General features: G+C 57.9%; 18 protein-coding genes. 1 reads left to right on the forward strand and 17 read right to left on the reverse strand.

Annotated features, from left to right (window positions below):
- Positions 1-6 precede the first annotated feature (6 nt).
- From D3871_RS09290 to D3871_RS09350, 13 genes are all read right to left on the reverse strand, one after another.
- Positions 7-816 (reverse strand): MinD/ParA family ATP-binding protein, encoded by an 810-nt coding sequence (locus tag D3871_RS09290; RefSeq protein ID WP_119768632.1) that lies wholly within the window; start codon positions 814-816, stop codon positions 7-9.
- A complete protein-coding gene (gene flhF, locus D3871_RS09295) occupies positions 809-2122 on the reverse strand; it encodes a flagellar biosynthesis GTPase FlhF (RefSeq protein ID WP_119768633.1) in 1314 nt (437 codons plus the stop codon). The genes D3871_RS09290 and flhF overlap by 8 nt, the downstream gene beginning before the upstream one ends.
- Entirely contained in the window at positions 2119-4203 is a 2085-nt protein-coding gene (gene flhA / locus D3871_RS09300) for a flagellar biosynthesis protein FlhA (RefSeq protein ID WP_119768634.1), read from the reverse strand. The genes flhF and flhA overlap by 4 nt, the downstream gene beginning before the upstream one ends.
- Positions 4200-5366: a flagellar biosynthesis protein FlhB gene (gene flhB, locus D3871_RS09305; RefSeq protein ID WP_119768635.1), complete on the reverse strand. Its 1167-nt coding sequence runs from the start codon at positions 5364-5366 to the stop codon at positions 4200-4202. Before flhB ends, flhA begins: the two co-directional genes overlap by 4 nt.
- 254 nt (positions 5367-5620) lie before the next feature.
- Entirely contained in the window at positions 5621-6835 is a 1215-nt protein-coding gene (locus D3871_RS09310) for an EAL and HDOD domain-containing protein (RefSeq protein WP_119768636.1), read from the reverse strand.
- A 52-nt stretch (positions 6836-6887) separates the two neighbouring features.
- Positions 6888-7481 (reverse strand): protein phosphatase CheZ, encoded by a 594-nt coding sequence (cheZ, locus tag D3871_RS09315; RefSeq protein WP_233575656.1) that lies wholly within the window; start codon positions 7479-7481, stop codon positions 6888-6890.
- A 55-nt stretch (positions 7482-7536) separates the two neighbouring features.
- Complete coding sequence (cheY, locus tag D3871_RS09320) at positions 7537-7935, reverse strand: chemotaxis response regulator CheY (RefSeq protein WP_057289438.1); 399 nt, start codon at positions 7933-7935, stop codon at positions 7537-7539.
- 216 nt (positions 7936-8151) lie between these two features.
- Positions 8152-9228: a protein-glutamate methylesterase/protein-glutamine glutaminase gene (locus D3871_RS09325; protein ID WP_119768638.1), complete on the reverse strand. Its 1077-nt coding sequence runs from the start codon at positions 9226-9228 to the stop codon at positions 8152-8154.
- Positions 9229-9255: 27 nt separating this feature from the next.
- Entirely contained in the window at positions 9256-9867 is a 612-nt protein-coding gene (gene cheD, locus D3871_RS09330) for a chemoreceptor glutamine deamidase CheD (RefSeq protein WP_119768639.1), read from the reverse strand.
- Positions 9864-10757 (reverse strand): CheR family methyltransferase, encoded by an 894-nt coding sequence (locus D3871_RS09335; protein ID WP_199724745.1) that lies wholly within the window; start codon positions 10755-10757, stop codon positions 9864-9866. The genes cheD and D3871_RS09335 overlap by 4 nt, the downstream gene beginning before the upstream one ends.
- Before the next feature lie 29 nt (positions 10758-10786).
- Positions 10787-12460, reverse strand: a complete 1674-nt coding sequence (locus D3871_RS09340) for a methyl-accepting chemotaxis protein (RefSeq protein ID WP_147376767.1) — start codon at positions 12458-12460, stop codon at positions 10787-10789.
- A 135-nt stretch (positions 12461-12595) separates the two neighbouring features.
- Complete coding sequence (locus D3871_RS09345) at positions 12596-14341, reverse strand: methyl-accepting chemotaxis protein (RefSeq protein WP_119769996.1); 1746 nt, start codon at positions 14339-14341, stop codon at positions 12596-12598.
- 498 nt (positions 14342-14839) lie between these two features.
- On the reverse strand, positions 14840-16561 hold the full coding sequence (locus D3871_RS09350) for a methyl-accepting chemotaxis protein (RefSeq protein ID WP_119768640.1): 1722 nt from the start codon (positions 16559-16561) through the stop codon (positions 14840-14842).
- A 97-nt stretch (positions 16562-16658) separates the two neighbouring features.
- Between D3871_RS09350 and D3871_RS31300 the strand changes: the two genes are divergently transcribed.
- Positions 16659-16793, forward strand: a complete 135-nt coding sequence (locus D3871_RS31300) for a hypothetical protein (RefSeq protein ID WP_274381719.1) — start codon at positions 16659-16661, stop codon at positions 16791-16793.
- A gap of 16 nt (positions 16794-16809) precedes the next feature.
- Here D3871_RS31300 and D3871_RS09355 read toward each other — a convergent pair whose 3' ends face one another.
- The 4 genes from D3871_RS09355 to D3871_RS09370 all read right to left on the reverse strand — a co-directional run bounded on the left by D3871_RS09355 (position 16810) and on the right by D3871_RS09370 (position 21885).
- Entirely contained in the window at positions 16810-18549 is a 1740-nt protein-coding gene (locus D3871_RS09355) for a methyl-accepting chemotaxis protein (protein WP_119768641.1), read from the reverse strand.
- A gap of 156 nt (positions 18550-18705) precedes the next feature.
- On the reverse strand, positions 18706-19200 hold the full coding sequence (locus tag D3871_RS09360; protein WP_199724746.1) for a chemotaxis protein CheW: 495 nt from the start codon (positions 19198-19200) through the stop codon (positions 18706-18708).
- A gap of 31 nt (positions 19201-19231) precedes the next feature.
- Positions 19232-21412, reverse strand: coding sequence for a chemotaxis protein CheA (gene cheA / locus D3871_RS09365; protein WP_119768643.1), 2181 nt, complete (start codon positions 21410-21412; stop codon positions 19232-19234).
- A gap of 107 nt (positions 21413-21519) precedes the next feature.
- Positions 21520-21885, reverse strand: a complete 366-nt coding sequence (locus D3871_RS09370) for a response regulator (RefSeq protein ID WP_119768644.1) — start codon at positions 21883-21885, stop codon at positions 21520-21522.
- Between the last annotated feature and the right edge of the window lie 76 nt (positions 21886-21961).

A 21961-nucleotide genomic window follows, 5' to 3' on the forward strand; every position in this document is an offset into this window, starting at 1 on the left:
GCCATGTTAGCCCGCAGTCGCCACATCGGACAAGACGAACTTCCCGGCCAGCCGCCGGAATGCCACCGACGCACCGGCCAGCGGAAAGGCATCGACCACTGCGCGTCCGAGATGCATGGCTTTCTTGAGATGTTCATCCGCCGGAACCGATCCCATGGAATTGAGCTTGACCGCGAGATAGCGGTTCGCCGCCTGCGCCATGTTCTGGTACACCAGTTGCGCGTCCTTGTCGGATGCGCCGGTCACCAGGATGCTGAACGGACGACGGCCGAGCTGACTGTTGACCCGTTTGATCAAGGTATAAGCCGCGGTGATCGACGCGGGAGTATTGGAAACCTGCACCACGATCTCGGTGCCTGCAAGCGCAGGAATAATGAATGCATCGTCCTTGTCGAGTTCCGCATCGACCACGACGATATCGGCCCGTGTCGACAGCACGCCGAAGGCATCGTCCAGGCGCGTTGCCTGCTCGTCATCGTCTTTTATGACTTTCTGTACGCCGCGTCGCAAGGCAGCCACACCAAAGCCTTGCGGCATGGGCTGAATAACGTCATCAAGTCCACGCTCGCGCTTGGCCACCTGCACCAGCGAAGCGCCTTGTATGGCATTCAGCCTGGTGGCAATGCCTTCCGCACCGAAGCAGGCGTCGACCAACAGCACATCGCGACCGGCCTGCGCCAGCGAAGCACCCAGATTGACCATCATCGCGCCCTTTTCTTCCGGCGATGCGGCTGACAGGAAAGTGAACACGCGTGGCTTCGGGCCGGCAAGCATGCGACGCAGGCCTTCGGCCTGATCAAAATCGAAACTAGCCAAGTGTCACCTCGCGCAAACCTTTGTCATTCATTGCATGGGCCGTGTTGCCGATCACCAGCGGCAATTCTTCATCCTGGTACTGGAACGGCGCAGTCTCGCGCTTGAGCTTGAATGCGCGGTCAACCAGATAGTGCTGGTTCGGCACGTGCAGGTCTTCCGGCACGCGCTGGCCGTTTGCCACATAGTACAGACTGAGTTTTTGGCGAATCATCACATCGAGCACATTGCCCACGGTCGCGGCTTCATCCAGCTTGGTCATGATGCAGCCGGCCAGTCCGCCCCCCCGGTAGGAACGTACGACTTCGCTCAGGGTCTCGCCAGTCGATGTAGCGGACAGGCAAAGCAGACGCTTCACCTTGGAATCGGTCCCCGACAGCATCGCGATCTGGTCGGCCACCATCTTGTCGCGCTGGCCCATGCCGACGGTGTCGATCAGGACGGTATGCTTGTTTTTCAATTCATCGAGGGCGATGCGCAGGTCGGTTTCATCCTTTACCGAATGCACCATCACACCGAGGATCTTGCCGTAGATGCGCAGCTGTTCATAACCGCCGATACGATAACCGTCGGTCGTGATCAGTGCCAGCTTGCCGGCGCCATGGCGCATCACGCAGCGTGCGGCGAGCTTGGCAGTAGTGGTGGTCTTGCCGACGCCGGTCGGTCCGACCAGTGCGTAGACGCCACCCTTTTCCAGTATTTCATTCTCGTTGCCGATGACGCTGAGATTGCGCGCCAGTACTGATTTGACCCATGCCATTCCGGTGTCGGCCATTTCATTTTTCGGCATGTTTTGTGTCAGATAGCGCGCCAGACTGGCGCTGAAGCCGGCAGACAACAGTTCACGCATCACCGTGGCCTTGGCCGGCTCGCGTTTTTGCTGTGTGCCCCAGGCGATTTCAGCCAGCTGCGATTCAAGCATGCCGCGCATGGAGCGCAATTCGTTCATCACTTGAGCAAGTTCCGCGCCGCCCTGTGCCTTTGTGCTGGCATCTCGGCTGGCAGCCAGTGCGTCGGCCAGATTGGATGCCTGGTTATCCTCGACCGCATGCTTGTCGGCAGACGATCTTGCTGGCTGCTCATTCGCTTCGCGTGAGACACCGAAGGCAGCCAGCGTGGAGTCCGACAGTGCCGGTTTTTCGATCACCGGTTCGCCGAGCGAGGACAAGTCTTCCGGTGCCAGCGCCAGGATCTCGATCGCGCCGTTGATGGTACGGTTGGAGAGAATCACCGCATCGGGGCCGAGTGCCTCGCGCACCTGACGCCATGCATCGCGCGAGGTGGCTGCGGAAAATTTTCTTACGTTCATACTTGGCCTCCAACTAGGCTGGTAACTCTAATCGTTTTGGAATCGGGAAGTTCTGCGTGCGACAAGACCTTGAGTTGCGGCAGCGCGCGGCGCAGGAAGCGTGCGAGCAAAGCACGCAACGGACCAGGCACCAGCAGTACCGGCGTCAATCCCATCTGTTCTTGCTGCCTTGCGGCCTGCTCGGCCTGTGCGGCTATCGTGTCGGCCAGCCCGGGCTCGATGCCCGCGCCATCTGGGCCGCTGGACTGCAGGGCTTGCATCAGGATGCGTTCCAGGCGGCTGTCGAGCGTGATCACCGACAGCTCGTTGGTCGCCGGGAAAATCTGCTGCACGATCGCACGGCCCAGCGCAACACGCACCATCGCGGTCAGTTCGTTCGGGTCCTGGATCTGCGGCGCGTATTCGGACAAAGTTTCGATGATGGTACGCATGTCGCGAATATGCACGCCTTCGATCAACAGGTTTTGCAATACCTTTTGCAAGGTCGACAGCGAAATCAGTTTGGGCACCAGGTCTTCGACCAGCTTGGGGCTATCCTTGCCAAGGTGGTCGAGCAGTTGCTGGACTTCCTGGCGGCCGAGCAGTTCAGCGGCGTGCGAAGTGATCAAATGGTTCAGATGGGTCGCGATCACCGTGCCGGCATCGACCACGGTATAGCCGAGTGCCTGAGCATGTTCGCGCAGGCTGCTGTCGACCCAGACCGCGGGCAATCCGAAGGCAGGATCGGTGGTGATATTGCCCGGCAATGTGCCGTTTACCATACCGGGATTGATCGCCAGGAACTGGCCGACATAGGCTTCGCCGCTGCCCACTTCCACGCCCTTGAGCGCGATGCGATAGGCTGCCGGCTTGAGTTCCAGATTGTCGCGAATGTGCACGGGCGGCGACAGGAAGCCGACTTCCTGAGCAAACTTCTTGCGAATGCCCTTGATGCGACGCAACAGTTCGCCATTCTGGCCTTTGTCGACCAGGGGAATCAGGCGATAACCAACTTCCAGGCCGAGCGTATCGACCGGAACGATATCCTGCCAGCTCGCCTCTTCCATTTCCGGCGCGGCGATCGCGGCTTCCGGCACCGGTGCCGGTTCTTCGTTCTGCTTTTTTTCGCGCTGCGTAATCATGTAGGCGCCACCGCACAGCGCGCCGCCCAGCAGGATGAAGGGGATATGCGGCATGCCCGGGATCAGGCCCATGCCGCCGATGATGCCGCCGGTGATGTAAAGCACGCGCGGCTTTGCAAACAACTGGTTGACCAACTGCCCGCCGATATCCTGTTCGCTTGCCACGCGCGACACCACGACGCCGGCGGCGGTCGAAATGATTAGTGAAGGAATCTGCGCGACAAGGCCATCGCCGATTGCCAGCAGCGTGTAATTCTTGAGCGCCATCTCGAACGCAAGGTCATGCTGGACCATGCCAACGATCAGGCCGCCGAAAATGTTGATCACAGTGACCAGGATGCCGGCGATCGCATCGCCGCGCACATATTTGCTGGCACCGTCCATGGAGCCGTAGAACTCGGCTTCCTGCGAGACTTCCAACCGGCGCGCACGTGCTTCCTGCTCGCCGATCAGGCCTGCATTCAGGTCTGCGTCGATCGCCATCTGCTTGCCCGGCATCGCATCGAGTGCGAAACGCGCACCGACTTCGGCGATACGGCCCGCGCCCTTGGTAACCACGACGAAGTTGATGATGGTCAGGATGACGAAGACCACGATACCGACGGTGTAGTTACCACCGATCAGGAAGTGGCCGAAGGCCTCGATCACCTTGCCTGCGGCATCAGGTCCCTTGTGGCCTTCGGTCAGCACCACGCGCGTGGAGGCGACGTTCAGCGACAGACGCAACATGGTCGACACCAGCAGAACCGCCGGGAACGCCATGAAATCCAGCGGCTTGATGGTGTACAGGCTGGTCAGCAGCACGATGATCGACAGCGCGATATTGAAGCTGAAGAACATGTCGAGCACGAAGGCCGGCAACGGCAGCACCATCATCGCCAGCATCATCATGATGAGGATAGGCGCAGCGAGTGCCTTCGATTGTCCGGTCAGCCATGCTGGCAGTTTCAGGCTGTTCATTGCAGGCGTCCGTCAGCTTTTTGCGCAGCCGGATTGAGCGGATCGAGTTCCGGCGGGACTTCCAGCTGATCCGGTTCCTGCGGTTTGACGCCGCCATCGCGACCATAGGCGCGCAGCTGGAATACATAGGCGAGCACTTCGGCCACGGCGGTGTACAGAGAAGCGGGAATCTCGTCGCCGAGTTCGGCATGACGGTACAGCGCGCGGGCCAGTGGCGGCGCTTCCAGCAAGGCGACCTTGTTTTCGGCGGCGATTTCGCGAATCTTGGCAGCGACTTCATCCGCACCCTTGGCAACCACCGTCGGTGCGCGCATCTTGCCTTCGGTGTACTTGAGCGCGACCGCATAGTGGGTCGGGTTGGTGACGACCACATCGGCGGTCGGCACTTCGGACATCATGCGGCGCTTGGCCATCTCGCGCTGCAACTGGCGGATTCTCGCTTTAACTTGCGGGTCGCCATCGGATTCCTTGGATTCCTGACGCAATTCTTCGCGCGTCATCTTCAGTTTGCTGGCGTACTGCCACAGCACGTAAGGCACATCGATCAGGGCGATCACGACCAGACCGCATACGATGGTAATGAAGCCGGTCAGCAGCAGATCACCGAGGTGAGCGCCGCCCGATGCCAGCGGCTCGGCCGACAGCGCGAGCATGGGTTCGATCTGGCTGGAGATGACGACCCAGGCGATCGAGCCGACCAGCAGGGTCTTGCCCACTGCCTTGAGCAATTCCACCAGTGCACGCACGGAAAACATATTGCCCAGGCCACTCATCGGATTTAAGCGTCCGAAATTGGGCATCAGGGATTTTGCGGTGAACAGCCAGCCGCCGATCAGCATCGGCGACCCGAGCGCGACCAGAATCAGAATACCGGCCAGTGGTGCAAGTCCAATCAGCACATCGATGGTGCTCGCACCCAGGCGCATCAGCAGCAGATCGAAGTCGAAAGCCTGCTCGCGTTCAAACGACAATCCGGAAGTAAGCATGCTGTTGAGGCGCCGGACAAGACCTTCGCCGGTGAACATGAGACCGAGCGCGCCCGCAAGCAAAACCGTACAGGTAGCCAGTTCCCGCGATCGGGGAACGTCGCCTTCCTCACGCGCCTGCTCCAGTCTTCTGGATGACGCTGGTTCTGTTTTTTCGAGTTCGCTATCTTCGGCCATCGCCGACTCCTGTATCGCCGCCCTGCCGCACTCCGGATGACGCAGTGGGGGTCAATAGGAACGATTATTCGCGAAATATCAGTTTGACTATCCGGCGAACAACAATGAAAACCCGTCGCTATTCGCAGGTGGTTGACTGATGCGGATCAGGGAGAAAATCGGCGGACTGAATGGCGTGCAAAAACATATGCCGAATCGGGATGATGGACCGGCATGCAAGGCATCCGGCCTGTTCGCACCCCCAAACTAAGCCCTTACAACTTGATGCTTTGCGCCCAGGCCAATGCCGCCATTTGCGACTCGTTTACCTGCTTGGCACTGATGCACAGGGAGGTTGCCATCGCATCAACCTTGGCGCTATTCAATTCGCAGGCTTCGGCCAGAGCGAGGAAAGGACCGTAGATGCCATCGCGCGACAGCAGCGCCTGCGTCACCGATTCGGACAACTGGATCTTTTCCAGAACGTCTTCCATCGGCACACCCAGCAATTTGTCGAGCAGCGAAAACATTCCGGCCACAAACAGGTTTTCCGCCTCGTTGCGAGGCAGGAAGGTGCTGCCCAGGAGTTCGGCAAAGCGGCCGCGTATCACCGCGGTATGCATCAGCACAGGCGAATAGCCGGTAGTGGTCGCTGTGGCCAGCAACAACGCGAGCCAGCGATACAGTGGCGAATACCCGAGCATGGTCACCGCATGCTTGAGCGACTGTATTTCGCAGCCAAGCCCGAAGCCTGCCGAGTTGATATAGCGAAGCAGCTTGTATGACAGTGCCGCATCGCGCTTCAGCACATTTTCCAGCTGCCTGACATCGGCGTTCTTGCGCACCATGTCCATCAGCTGCAGAATCATCGCCTGCGCCGGATTGAGTTCACGCGAATGGTTTCCCGGCCGCGGCGTCAGGTGCAGATTGCCGACGAAGGCATACAGGCCGATCTGCGCGCAAAGATCGTAGGCTTGCCATGTTTCCACTTCGCGCGCGACCATGCGCACCGTCAGCATGTTCAGCGAACGGAAATGCTGGACCTGGGCAGCGAAATTCGCCGTACCGATCGGCGTTTCCACATGCGTGACATGGGCCAGCAAGCCTTTATCCATTGTGGCGATATCCACGCCGCGCAGCGAGATGCCATATCCTTTTGCGCGTGCAGATTGAATTGCCGCAATCGCGGTTTCGTCATGAACATCATCACCGCGCAGCGCCAGCACGGTTCCCTTTGGCGGCAACGCGCAGATTGCCTCGTGTTCCAGCATGACCGGCGACACTTCGATAAAGACAATCTGGTCGCCGAGCAGTGCGCCCGATTCGGTATTGTTGAGCTGGTCCGCTACGAACTGCGCAAGTGCGACGACTTCCGCTTGGCTCGGCCTGCGCTGTTCCAGTTTCACGTGCTGCCATGACAGCTCATAGCCGAGCACGCGCTCCTGCGAGTTGACCAAAGGCTCGCGAACGATAAAGGTCTCTGCTTGCATGTGTGAAATCCCGGGCGTCACCGCGGTGACGGATTAAATCGGTTCAAGAAGATTAGAAGCCCAGGCTTTCAAGCAGGTCGTCGACCTGCCCCTGGTCTGCGACGACATCGGCATTTCCGACCGGATTGATCTGCGGACCGTTGAGCAAGCCATGACCCGCTTCCCGCTTGATATCCGTCGGTGCGTAGTCGATGAGCAGCTGAACCAGCTGCTGCTCAATGCCATGGGCAAGTTCGGTAACGCGTTTGATCACCTGACCCGTGAGATCCTGAAAATCCTGGGCCATCATAATGTCGAGCAATTGCTGGCGCGTCGCTGCGGCGGCAGTTCGACTGCCGTCGGCGAATGCCAGGGCGCGTTCCAGGGTTTCACGGTATTGCTGCTCCGAACATGGGCCGTGGAGAACAGCGCGTATCTGTTCCGCCAGTGGTGCTGCATCCGATTCGATGCCTTCCTGTAAAGGCATCGCATTTTCGGTCGCGGTCAGCACACGCGAGGCAGCCTGCTCCGTCATCTTCGCAACGTAGTCAAGGCGGTCTCGTGCATCGGGAATGTCGTGCGCCGCCTTGGCCAGCAGTTTGTCGAAGCCAAGGCCACGCAGATTGTCGTGCAACAGGCGAGTCATCTGACCCACGCGTGCCAGCATCTCCTCCTGCGCCACCAGGTCTGCTCCCGGTGCCGGCTGCAGCGCCTGACTCACGTCAGGCTCCGACTTTTTCAAGCTTCTCGAAGATCTTCGACAGTTTCTCGTCCAGCGTCGCTGCGGTAAAAGGCTTGACGACGTAGCCGTTGGCGCCGGCCTGAGCTGCCGCGATAATGTTTTCCTTCTTCGCTTCCGCGGTCACCATCAAGACCGGAAGCTTGGACAATGCTGCATCGGCACGGATATTCTGCAGCATGGTCAATCCATCCATGACCGGCATGTTCCAGTCAGAGATCACGAAATCGAATTGCTCGCTTCGCAGCTTGGAAAGCGCCATCGCGCCGTCTTCGGCTTCGTCCACATTCGTGTAGCCCAATTCTTTCAGCAGATTGCGAACGATACGACGCATCGTCGAGAAATCGTCAACCACCAAGAACTTTGTATTTGGACCCGCCATGAATTACTCCATTGATTCTGCAAATCGTTATCGACCAGTCGTTCTGCTACGGACCTGAACGGTCCGCAGGGCCTCAGTATAATCCTATCGCTATTGATTATGCACCCAAAGCATATGCAAACTTGGATGCCATTAACAACAGCGAGACATTTTCACCATCGCAGGCCGGGTAGGAATATATCAAATGACAACACCACCCTGCGCTGACGACATACATTACACGCGCAAGGCCCGACTGCTGTTGGCAGCAAGATAGCCCAGCACCATTCCAGGCAATGCCGCCAGCGCACCGACTTCATGAGTCGCACCTACCGCGATCGCTTCGCGCGGCATGCCGAACACGACACAGGATGCCTCGTCCTGCGCAAAGTTGTACGCGCCGGCGCTCTTCATTGCCAGCATGCCGTTCGCACCATCCTTGCCCATGCCGGTCAGAATGACACCGACCGCATTCTTGCCGGCATGCCGCGCGGCCGAATCGAACAGTACATCGACCGACGGACGATGCCGGTTCACCGGCGGGCCCTGATCGAGCTGGGTCATGTAGTTTGCACCGCTGCGCACAAGCTGCAGATGCGAATGACCGGGTGCGATGAATGCATGGCCGGGCAATACCCGTTCGCCGCCTTCGGACTCACGCACCGTGATCTTGCACAAGCCGTCGAGGCGCTTGGCAAAGGAACGGGTAAAGCCTTCAGGCATATGCTGCGTGATCAGGATGCCTGGGCAATCGGAAGGCATCTGCATCAGGAACTCCTTGATCGCTTCGGTGCCGCCGGTGGATGCGCCGATGATGATGAGCTTTTCACTACTGGTAAGCGGATTGCGGATCAGCGGCAAGCCTTCGCCGGCGATGCGGTTCGGATCGGATTGTGCAACCGTGCGCGCCTTGACGCGGGCTTTTGCCGCGGCCCGTATCTTGTCGGTAATGAGTTCGGCATATTCGAGCATGCCGCTCTGAATCGACAGCTTGGGTTTGGTCACGAAATCGACTGCCCCAAGTTCCAGCGCACGCAAGGTGATTTCAGAACCGCGCTCGGTAAGCGAGGACACCATGACCACTGGCATCGGCCGCAGCCGCATCAGCTTTTCAAGAAAATCCAGCCCGTCCATACGTGGCATTTCCACATCCAGCGTAAGAACGTCGGGATTGGTCTGCTTGATGAGTTCGCGCGCAACGATGGGGTCCGGCGCAACGCCCACTACCTCCATGTCCGGCTGCTTGCGTATGATTTCATTCATGACGCTGCGGATCAGCGCAGAATCGTCAACGATCAATACTTTAGTTTTCATAACAAATCTATTCGAAGCAAAAACGAATCAGGTAAACAGTTCGATATCGCCAGCCACAGGCGTCGTCTGCAGACGGCTTGCGTAATCCTGTTCCCGGTTCACCAGCGTGTTGTTGTTCAGTTGCTTGAGTTTCTTCACCAGCACCTTGCCGGAGCGGGGAAAGAAATACACCTTGCGAGGATGAATATCATTGAGATCTTCAGCGACCACGCGGATATTTTCGGCGCGCAGATATTCACGCACGAATAGCGCATTGCGCTCGCCGACATTGATAGCAATGAAACCGCGCAATACATTGCCGCCGCCGAAAACCTTGGCTTCCAGATTTTCACGCCGCGCCCCTGCCTTGAGCAGATCGTTGATCAGCACTTCCATCGCGTAGGTTCCGTAGCGCATCGATGCCGATACCGGACTGTCGGCATCACCTCCGCCATCGGGCAGCATGAAGTGATTCATCCCGCCTATACCAGTGACGCGATCACGGATGCAGGCCGACACGCATGAGCCGAGAACGGTGACGATGAGCATGTCCTTGCATGTGTAGTAATACTCTCCGGGTAGAATCTTGGCTGCGTCGCAATCGAAAGTGCGATCGTAGTAGACGTTGGTTGCGAAATGTTCTTCGATTCCGAAAGTCATGGCTTGTTTGTCACTCCTGTCGGCCGTTGCATGCGATGCACATGCCTCGATGGATCAAGTTCGTACACGGTTTTACCCCTAAGCTTGAAGGCATCCGAAACATATAAAAAGTTTTCCGAATGGCCTGCGAACAGCAAGGCGTCCGGTTTCATCAACGGCGCAAAGCGGGAAAGTATCTTGCCCTGCGTCGGCTTGTCGAAGTAGATCATCACGTTGCGGCAAAAAATTGCATCGAACTGCCCGCTTACCGGCCAGTCGTCGGACAGCAGGTTCAATTGCTTGAAGGTGACCATCTGACGCAATTCCGGGCGTACACGTACCAGGCCGGTGTGTTCGCCCTTGCCTTTCAGGAAAAAACGCCGCGCGCGCTCCGGGTTCATCTTGTCCAGCCGGTCCATCGTATAAATACCAGCGGAAGCCGTGTTCAGCACATTGGTATCGATGTCGGTCGCGATCACATGCGACTGTGCTGCCGTTGCACCCAGCGCTTCGCACAGGGTCATTGCGATCGAATACGGCTCCTCGCCGGTGGAACTGGCGGAACACCATATCGTGACGGGCTCCTTGGCCTTGCGCACATGTTCGGCCAGAATTGGAAAGTGATGTTCTTCCCGAAAAAACGACGTGAGGTTCGTGGTCAGGGCATTGGTAAATGCTTCCCACTCGTCGTCGTCAGGTCTGCTTTCCAGGCTGTCCAGATAAGTATGAAAAGAGCGGATGCCGGTCGCGCGCAGTCGGCGCGCAAGACGGCTGTACACCATTTCCTGCTTGCTCTCTGCAAGTGCGATTCCTGCGCGCCTGTGTATCAGCGCACGCACTCTGTCAAAATCACGTGCCGTAAACTCAAATTCCTTTGAGGCATCCGGTCTGGTTTGTCGCACCAAAGTCATTTCAAGCCATTCCGTTGTGCATGTGCGTATTACTTGCCTTGTTTACCGGACAAGCGTTTGGTTGCCGTGCCGACTGCCGCTGCAGGTCGTGCATTCACCGGCGTGACCGTCTTTGCTGCTTTGACTGCAGCGGGCGCTGCGGCAACCGGCGCGCTCGAGCGATAACCCAGCCTGAACCCGCCCCAATGCTTGCCATTGACGTAAATTGGAGCAGACAGGTCATGCATCACTTCGCCGGTATCCCGTTTGTACGTCTGAAGCAGGAAGGGTTTGGTATTCGAACCGCAGCGCGAACCGGTGCGATCGTTGAACACACGTTTGGTCCGGTTGTTGACCAGGTCGGTTTCGTAGTCGCCGGTCAGCGGCTTGGAAAACTTCCTGTTATGCGTAGGGAAGTAGCCGTTATTGTCGACCGCGCCGGCATAGGCAAGCTGCGTCCATTGTTCGAGGATGCGTTCCTGAATCGCCGGCAATACGCGGTCGGTGAAATTGTCGAAGGTCGTCGTATGCTTTTGCGGATTGGTGTTCGGGATCGGCTTGTAGCTACGCTCGAACAGCGCGGCCTCGGTAATCTGACCGGTGGCGATCGCCTGCTCGAACAGCTTGCCGACCTCGTGCGCCGCATGCTGCGCGACCTCGCGCAGCGCATCATGAGACGTGCCGGCGTTGGAACGCGCCATCGCTTCGAATAGCATTTCGCCGCGCTCCGACAAGAGCATCGCCGACTGCGCGGCACGCGGCAATTCGTCTTCGGTAGCGAGCATGCCGTCGCGAATGCGAGACACCGCGTGCGCGATCGCATTCGTGGTCTCGACATGTTCACGGGACGCGCCTGCAATCTGCTGGATCTCGTTTTCCGATACACCAGCCGAGCGTTCGATGTTACCCAAAAAGCCATGCACACGTTCGACGTTCTGTGCGGCGTCGCTTACCTTGGCCGTCAGCGAACTCATGCCGGATGCCGCGCGTTCGGCTTCGTCGTTGATTTCCTTGACCATGATGCCGATATCGTCGGTGGCCGATTTGGTGCGCTGCGCCAGTTGCCTCACTTCGCCGGCAACGACGGCAAAGCCGCGGCCATGTTCGCCGGCACGTGCCGCTTCGATCGCTGCATTCAGTGCAAGCAGATTGGTACGGGCGGCAATTTCGTTGATCACTTCGGTGATCACATGAATACGCCGGGATTTTTCCTGCAGCGCAGCCATCAGCTGTGAAGCCGTTTGCGCATCCTGACGCGCATTGTTAATCCGTTGCAAACCCTGGTCGACTTCGGCCCGCCCGGCGACGCTTTCGCTGCGCACATCCGCGGCCACCTTGGACGCCCGCTCGGCATTGGCGGCGATCTGCTTGGTCGCCTCCGCCGTCTGATCAGCGCGACCGACGATGTCTTCGGTTATCTGAAGATCGAGGTCGACTTTTTTCTTGATGGAATCGACAAAATACGAGGTTTCGGCAGCGCCGATCATGATGTGATCGACCTCGTCGCCGACCGCGCGAAGAATATTGGCGGCACCGGAGCCTTGCCCGCGCCGCCCGAAGAATGCCAAACCGGTTGCCGTCACCGATGCGATGACGGCGGACACTACCGGGCCGACGCTGTCACCGCCGCCCCAGGCTGCCAAGCCAGCAGCAGCCGTGCCTGTAGCAACAGCGCCTGCACCGATGGCAAAAGAGCGCATCGGCATCTGCTTAACGTTAATCATTCGGCCTCCAAAGTTATTTTGGTTTCTGATTACTATCGATTTGGCGCCGTCTGGCAGGCTTGTCCTTGCCGGCCTTATATTCTCTTTATCGGCAGCACTTACCGCGATCTTAAGCGGATCGTACTGTTGCTTACGTCAAAACTCTTCCCAGTCATCGCCACTGGTGGCGGGCAGGCGCGGTGCCGGCTTGGCAACTTGCGTCGCGCTTGAAGCCGGCGCTGCCGGCCTGGTCCTTGTTACAGCCTTCGGCGCCGCCGGCGCACGCTGAACCGGCGCGGCAACCGCGACAGATGCTGTTAGCGGCGTCGATGCCATTTGGTGCATGGCTGCGTCGCCTTCGCGCAGCTTGAATACGGCAACTGCCTGCGCCAGGGCGCTCGACTGCGTCTGCATGCTTTCCGCGGTGGCGGCGGCTTCCTCAACCAGCGCGGCGTTACGCTGCGTCATTTCATCCATTTGGGTGATCGCCTGGCTGACTTCCTGGATACCGGAACTCTGTTCCTGGCTGGCTGCCGTGATCTCGTTCATGATGTCGGCCACATGCTTGACCGAGGTGACGATCTCGTTCATGGTCTTGCCGGCTTCGTCGACCAGCTTGCTGCCCACATCCACCTTTTCCACCGAGTCACCGATCAGCGACTTGATTTCCTTGGCCGCACCGGCCGAGCGCTGAGCAAGATTGCGCACTTCCGCCGCCACCACCGCAAACCCCCTGCCCTGTTCGCCCGCACGCGCAGCTTCCACCGCCGCGTTCAGCGCAAGAATGTTGGTCTGGAACGCAATGCCGTCGATCACGCCAATGATGTCGACGATCTTGCGCGAGCTTTCCTTGATCGAACCCATGGTATCGACCACCTGGCCGACCACCGTGCCGCCGCGCATCGCCACATCGGATGCCGACACCACCAGCTGGTTGGCCTGGCGCGCATTTTCTGCATTCTGCTTGACCGTCGAGGTCAATTGTTCCATCGATGAAGCGGTCTCTTCCAGCGAGCTGGCCTGGGATTCGGTACGCGACGACAGGTCTGCATTGCCTGCGGCGATTTCACGCGAGGCGACTCCAATGTTTTCAGTACCGGTACGTACGTTTCCGACAATTTCAGCCAGACTGCCGTTCATCTGGCGCAAGGCATTGAACAACTGGCCGATTTCATCCCGGCTGCTTTCGTCGATACGCGATGTCAGATCACCGGTCGCGACGCGACTGGCAACGGCCACTGCCTGATTGAGCGGGTTGGTAATACTTTTGGAAATCATGAGCGCGAACAATCCGCCAACAGCAAGCGCCACTGCACCCAGTGCAAACAGCAGTACCAGCAGACGATTATCGTCGGCCACGGAACCGCTGAGCACCTTGTTCGCCGCAGCCTGCTGCAACGCGACGAGCTTGTCCATTTCGACTACCGCTTGCTGGTTCAGCGGATCGATACGACTGGAAATGACCTTGGATGCGCCTTCGCTGTTAAAGGCAAGTGCCTGTCCGATCGCTTCCTTGAATGGCGCTGCAATTTCCTGATCGAGGCGGGCAATCTCGGCCAATATCTTCTTTTCTTCATCGGTCAAGCCGAGCGCACTGAGCTTGTCGCGTGCTTCAGCGTAGCGTTTGTTTTGTGCCTTGGCGCGGCTTTCTTCTTTTTGCATCGCGCCCACATCGGATTGCAGACCGATATTGCGCATGGCCACGCCGCCTTCCAGCAACGCGCTTTTCATTGTGACGGCAAGCTGCCCTTTGATATTCGAATGTTCGAGACCTTCGATCAGCTTCTTCTTGTTGTTTGTCGTGAGTACGTTACCAATCACGATACTGAGTACGAGAATGGCAAGGATTACGCCAAAGCCTACTCCCAGGCGTGCACCGATACGCAAATTTCGCAGATTCATCATGTACTGCCTCCGACTCAAGGGTGTTGTTATGTTTAACTCGTTTCAGGCGATTTCCGCTTACGGGAATCCATCACGACACGAGCTTTAAATATATTACCCTGAAGCAATGGGGCAAGCCATCAGAAAGCGGCAAAAATCCCTGCTTTCAGGAGAAATCCAGGCACTCCAGCCACGTTTTTTACGAACGAAATTTCTGCCGCTGTTAATAACACGTATTACGCGTGGCAAAAGGGAGGGAACACCAGCAAGACGCTCGTCGTGCGGTGGCATTGGTGGCGAACTCAGATATCAGTCTTAAGGATCTTGCAACTGTTATGAAAGGGCCAGACAGTGCACCGATGGTGCTGCGGGTGCGAACAATGAACGGGCAAAGAGGTGTCGCACGACTTCTTGCTGGAGGTTCTCGCGTTAGCAAAAGCCAGCCACTGCTTGCGACACCCCAGACCGATGCCCGTCCTGTTCAATTACATGGCATATCACATCCAAGGACAGGTATTAAAACTCTTCCCAATCACCAGACGCATTACTGGACAGCTTTCTTGTATTTGTTGCATTGCTCAATGCTGCAGCGCTGCGGGCCGCCGTTACAGGACGTGCGGCAAGCATAACCGGCTTAGCCAATACCGAGTCGGTACGAGCCGGTGCGGCAGCCGGCGGCTTCATACCGGAGGCATGGACCTTGAATACCGCCACCGCCTCTTCCAGCTTCACCGATTGCTCCTGCATGCTTTCGGCCGCCGCTGCCGCCTGTTCGACCAGCGCGGCATTTTGCTGGGTCATTTCATCCATTTGCCCGATTGTGCTGCTGACTTCGGCAATACCGGAACTCTGTTCCTGGCTGGCTGCGGTGATCTCGTTCATGATGTCGGCCACATGCTTGACCGAGGTGACGATCTCGTCCATGGTCTTGCCGGCCTCGTCGACCAGCTTGCTGCCCACATCCACCTTCTCCACCGAGTCACCGATCAGCGACTTGATTTCCTTGGCCGCACCGGCCGAGCGCTGAGCAAGATTACGCACTTCCGCCGCCACCACCGCAAACCCCCTGCCCTGTTCACCTGCACGCGCAGCTTCCACCGCCGCGTTCAGCGCAAGGATGTTGGTCTGGAACGCAATGCCGTCGATCACGCCAATGATGTCGACGATCTTGCGCGAGCTTTCCTTGATCGAACCCATGGTGTCGACTACCTGGCCGACCACCGTGCCGCCGCGCACCGCCACATCGGATGCCGACACCACCAGCTGGTTGGCCTGGCGCGCATTTTCTGCATTCTGCTTGACCGTCGAAGTCAGTTCCTCCATCGACGAGGCAGTCTCTTCCAGCGAGCTGGCCTGGGATTCGGTACGCGACGACAGGTCTGCATTGCCAGATGCAATCTCCCGTGCAGCCACCGACATCATTTCGGTACCTTGCTTGATATTGCTAACCGTGCTGACCAGATTCGCCTGCATCACCTTCAATGAATGCGAGAGACGGGCTGCTTCATCCTTGCCTGCGACATCGATTTGCGTAGTCAGATCGCCGCTGGCAATCGTGTCGGCAATAGCCGCGGCCCGTTGTAGCGGCACGGTGATCGTGCGCGTGATGTAAAGCGCAATGAAGGCGCCTAGCGCGAGCGTGATAATACCGACGGCAAGCATGCCCAGGCGCGTCGATGCAAAGTTTTCCTGAGACTCTGCATAGGTCGTTTGCATGGTTTTTTGCTGCTGCTCCGCCAAGGCCACCAGCGTCGTGGTCCATTTACTATGCGCCGGCAGGAAATCCGTCTTCAGCATGGATGCCGCATCAAAATAATTTCCGCCGGTTGCATGTGCCCGTATTTTTTCAATCAGAGGGAGAATTGCCTGTTGCTGCTCCAGCACAGGCACGAGCGCGGCACGGGAACCTGCGTCAGTAGCGGTCTTCTTGAAGGTGTCTTCCGCCTTCCTGTAGCCGTCCAGCAGCTCAGCCAGACGTTTGGATTCGCGTTCGCCCTCGGTGGCATCGGTAGGCGTTGCAATCATGCGCAAGGCCATTGCGATCGTCCAGCCGGCCTCACGCATTTCCATAGCGCTGGTCAGGCTGGCCACTTTTTCGGAAACGATCAGCTCGGTATTTGCATGCAACGCAGTCATGCGCCACAAACCGAGGATCAATAGCGCGGTTGCACATAGCAGCACGAGACCAAAACCAAGCGCCAGTCTTGCTCCGATCCTGAGGTTGGAGAGATTGAACATTTTGTGTCCTTTAATTTTGTTGGATACCGGGAATCGCTTCTTCGAAACGTATTAGATGCGGATTCAGTCTGACTGGCTCAATCAAAGCCGAGGCGGATTGTCCCGAGCAAAAAAGACGGTGCCTTGCCGTGACGGATACCACGACAAGATGGCCTCGGCAGCCCTCACGCAGCACCTTGCCCCGAACAAGGCGGCCGGCATCGGCGAACGGGTCACGCTCGAATCGCTCTAAGAATCGATGCGTGTGGTTAAAACTCTTCCCATTCATCGCCGTTACCGGCGCTCACCGGCTGAGTGGAGCGTGCCGCGGGCTGCGATACCGACCTTGTCTGGACCGCCTTGCCGGCCGAGGGGCGAGCCAAGGCTACGCCTGCTGCCGGTTTTGCCGGCGCGGATGCAACAGATGACGCAGGCGCCGCATGTTGCTGCATGGCGGCTTGGCCGGCCGGATCAAGTTTGAAAACGGCGACCGCCTGAGCAAGTGTGGAAGCCTGGATCTGCATGCTGTCGGCGGCGGCGGCGGCCTGTTCGACCAGCGCTGCATTTTGCTGGGTCATTTCATCCATCTGATTAATAGCCTGATTGACCTGCTCGATACCCGCGCTCTGCTCATCGCTGGCTGCCGTGATCTCGTTCATGATGTCGGCCACATGCTTGACCGATTCCACGATTTCACCCATGGTCTTGCCGGCCTCGTCGACCAGCTTGCTGCCCACATCCACCTTCTCCACCGAGTCACCGATCAGCGACTTGATTTCCTTGGCCGCACCGGCCGAGCGCTGAGCAAGATTGCGCACTTCCGCCGCCACCACCGCAAACCCCCTGCCCTGTTCGCCCGCACGCGCAGCTTCCACCGCCGCGTTCAGCGCAAGAATGTTGGTCTGGAACGCAATGCCGTCGATCACGCCAATGATGTCGACGATCTTGCGCGAGCTTTCCTTGATCGAACCCATGGTATCGACTACCTGGCCGACCACCGTGCCGCCGCGCATCGCCACGTCGGATGCCGACACCACCAGCTGGTTGGCCTGGCGCGCATTTTCTGCATTCTGCTTAACCGTCGAAGTCAGTTCCTCCATCGACGAGGCAGTCTCTTCCAGCGAGCTGGCCTGGGATTCGGTGCGCGAAGACAAATCGGCATTACCGGATGCAATTTCGCGCGAGGCCACGCCGATGGTGTCGGTGCCGATACGTACCTGGCCGACGGTATGCGACAGGCTGTCTGTCATTACCTTGAGCGCGGCCAGCAACTGACCGGTCTCGTCGTTGGATTTGATTTCGATCTTTTGCGACAGATCGCCAGAGGAAACGCTGCGTGCAATCCGGACGGCTTCGTTAAGCGGGTTCGAGATTGCGCGAATCAGCCACATGCCGATGAAGGCTGCAAGACCGACGCCCAGCACCATGGCTACGATGGAAATGTTTCGGACAGTAAGATAGAGCGACTGCGTTTTTTCGAATTCGCTGCGCGCAACCTTTTCTTCCATCTTGATCAGGCCATCGATATGCTCCTGAAAAACGTTGTAATGCTGGCTCATCGGCCCTTGCATCAACTCCATCGCCATTTGCACATTCGCTGCGCGCAAAGCCTCGACCGTCGGTTTCAAGCCATCGACGACATACTTCTTGCGGCTTTCCAGCGACTTGCCGGCCATGTTTTTTTCTTCAGCGCTCAGGTTGGCCGACATGAAGGTGTTCCAGATCTTGTCGATCTCAGCAGTCTTGCGATCCACCTCGTCCATTCGCTTCGTGACAACAGCGGGATCCCCGTTCATCGACTCGGCCACCGCCATGCGACTTTCCGACGCAATGCGCACAATGTGGTTCAGCTGACTGATGGGAACCATCCGGTCGTCGTAAATCGTCCGTAAGGAATTATTCGCCGAGCTCAGGCTCGATACGCCTACAACTCCACTGCCCACCAGCAGCAGAGAAAGGAAACTGATCACGAACACCAGCCGTGATTTGATCGTAAGATTTTTAAGCATTTGTCCCTACCCTCTATTGTTATCGGTCAGGCCGGTACGTTGCCGGCCTGCCTTTGTTGTCTCTCCGAATGGATGGTTCGGCCGTCTTTGCGGCCTTTGTTTTCTTTGTTGCCTTTGCTGCCTTTGTTGCCTTTGTTGCGTGCAACTACGTCGCTGTTACGCAGCGATCTTGTCGATGAGACCCATTTCGGCGCTGGACATCAGACGGTCGATGTCCACCAGAATCAGCATGCGTTGATCGATCGTGCCAAGGCCGATCAGATAATCGGTGTTGAGCGCTGTGCCCATTTCCGGCGCCGGCTTGATCTGTTCCGGCGACAAGGTAATGACATCCGACACGCTATCGACCACCATACCGACGACGCGCCCGCCGATATTCAGAATGATGACGACAGTGAACTGATCGTAGGTCGGTTCTCCGAGCTGGAACTTGATACGCATGTCGACGATCGGCACGATAATGCCGCGCAGGTTCACCACGCCTTTGATGAAGTCGGGTGCATTGGCGATACGGGTAACGGTTTCATAGCCACGAATTTCCTGAACCTTCAGGATATCGATGCCATATTCTTCCTTGCCGAGGGTGAAGGCGAGATATTCCTGGCCAGCGATATCGCGGTCGGATTTTTCACCGTTAATGGGAGTGTTCATTTGAATTGCTTGCGTCATGGCTAGGTCCCTTTCAGGAAAAAATGGATTCGTCAGCGAGCTGACGGCTGGATCGCAGCAGCGCTGCGACGTCGATGATTAACGAGACGCCGCCATCGCCGAGGATGGTAGCGCCGGAAATGCCTGCAACCTTGCGGTAATTGGATTCGAGATTCTTGACGACGACTTGTTGCTGGCCTACCAGGTCATCCACAAACAACGCTGCTTTCCTGCCCTCCGATTCGAGAATGACGACTATGCCTTTGGAAGGATCGGTAAAGCGCGGTTCGATGCCGAACATCTGATACAGAGGAATCAAAGGCAGGTAGTCGCCACGCACTTTGACCACGCGTCCCTGTCCGCTGATCTCCTTGACGTCGACCGGATCCGGCTGCAGCGATTCAACGACATAGCCGAGCGGCAGGATATAGATTTCTTCGCCGACCTTGATCGACATGCCGTCAAGGATCGCCAGCGTAAGCGGCAAGGAAATGGAAATCGTGGTCCCGAAACCCTTCGCCGAGCGGATGTCGACCGCGCCGCCCATGGCGGCAATATTGCGCTTGACCACATCCATGCCAACGCCACGTCCGGAAACATCGGTAACGGTATCGGCTGTCGAAAAGCCGGGCGCGAAGATCAGTTGCCACACTTCCGCGTCCGACATCGAATCCGGCACGGCCAAGCCTTGCGATTTTGCCTTGTCCAGAATTTTTTCCCGGTTGAGGCCGCCGCCGTCGTCGGTCACTTCAATCACGATATTGCCGCCCTGGTGTCCTGCCGACAGGGACAGCTTGCCGGTCTCGTTCTTGCCGGCGGCCCGGCGTGCTTCCGGCATCTCGATGCCATGGTCGATACTGTTGCGAACCAGGTGCGTCAGCGGATCGACGATTCGTTCGATCAGGCCTTTGTCGAGTTCCGTGGCCGCACCATGCGTGACGAATTCGATGCGCTTGCCGAGCTTGCTCGCGAGGTCGCGCACCATGCGCGGAAAACGCGAGAACACGTAGTCCATCGGCATCATGCGAATTGACATCACGGCTTCCTGCAAATCCCGGGTATTGCGCGTCAACTGGCTCACGCTATTCAGCAGTCGTTCGTGCAACATTGGATCAAGCGAACTGGTACGTTGCTCTATCATGGCCTGGGTGATCACGAGTTCACCGACAAGGTTGATGAGCTGGTCGACCTTTTCAATGCCGACGCGGATGGACGAACTTTCGGCATTGTGCGCGGCCTTGTCGGCTTCGCGCTTTGCCGCGGGTTTACGATCGACCATGGTCGTTGCCTGCTCCGTCGAGGGCGTGGGTACGGCAACGTATGCCGTCGCCGTCTCGGTCTTTACCGGCTCAAGCTCAGCCATGGCCGCGGGCGGCTCGAAGGGCTCGAAAAATCCGTAACCTTGCTTTTCTTCCTGCGCCGCCTTTTCGGCAGCCGCCTGCGCGGCATCCATTTCAAGCGGTTCGAAGAAACCATAACCCTGGGCTTCTTCCTGGGCCGCCTTTGCTTCGGCCGCCGTCAATGTTCGCGCCGGCGCCTGTTCGGTGATCCTGAGGTCGCTCGGATCGACGATGAACGAACAGATCGCAATGATGTCATCCCGGGATCCATTGCCAACGAGGTTGAATATCGTGCCTTGGCCAGCGCTATCCTCCTTGCTGATCTGTCCCAGCAAGCCGAGTTCGGCGGCAAGCGCCTCGACGTCGCGCGCCGGCACCTCGGGCAATTCGATACGGAAGTGCCGCCCCGAACCATCGCTAGGCGAGACAGTGGGACCCGGGCGCGGCGCAAGGTCCAGCGATGCGCTGGGCAAGGCTTTGGGCATCTCGCCTTCGGACAGCGACTCGAGCATCATCCTCGCATCGGCGACAGCTTCCTGATCGACCGGTGTATGCAGGCGATGTCCGTCGAGCTGCATCTTCAGGGCGTCCTTGGCCACCAGAAAAGCATCGACGTGCTCGGCCGACAGGGCCATCTCGCCTTTGCGAATCTTGTCCAGCAGCGACTCGAGTACATGCGTGACTTCGATCAGGTCATTCAGGCCGAAGGTTCCCGCGCCTCCCTTGATCGAATGGGCCGCGCGGAAGATCGCGTTCAGGTCCTCTTTGTCGGGAGAAGCGACGTCGATTGCCAGGAGCAGCTTTTCCATTTCTGCGAGGAGTTCTTCGGTCTCGTCAAAGAACACCTGAAAGAACTGGCTCATGTCAATGGTCATTATGGAACTCCGTCATCTGCGCTTTATACCAATCCTGACCCGTAACGTGACAAATGGGTCAGAATTGGTATTACATGGTTGCTTTGTGATTGCTGCGCAATCCGGCCTCAACCGATCACTTTCTTTACGACTTCAGTCAGGCGTTGCGGATCAAAAGGCTTGACCAGCCAGCCATTGGCGCCAGCGGCGCGCCCTTTCGATTTCATCTCGTCGCTCGATTCGGTGGTAAGCATCAAGATCGGCACTTTTTGATAAGTGGGCAATCCACGCAGCGAACGGATCAGCGTCAGTCCGTCCATGCGCGGCATGTTCTGGTCGGTCAGCACCAGATCAAATATCTGGCCTTTCGCCTTCTCAAGACCATCCTGTCCGTCGACTGCCTCGGTAACCTGGTAACCAGCGGCTCGCAGGCTGAACACGACCATCTGTCGCAAAGAGCCTGAATCATCCACCGCCAATATCGTTTTTGCCATCTTTGTAACTCCTGCAATTTTCATTTCCGGGTCAGCCCGGTTTTCTTTATGCCCATTCAGCGTCGCCCGGCATCGA

Origin of the sequence: Noviherbaspirillum saxi (assembly GCF_003591035.1) — a bacterium.
GTDB lineage: Bacteria > Pseudomonadota > Gammaproteobacteria > Burkholderiales > Burkholderiaceae_D > Noviherbaspirillum > Noviherbaspirillum saxi.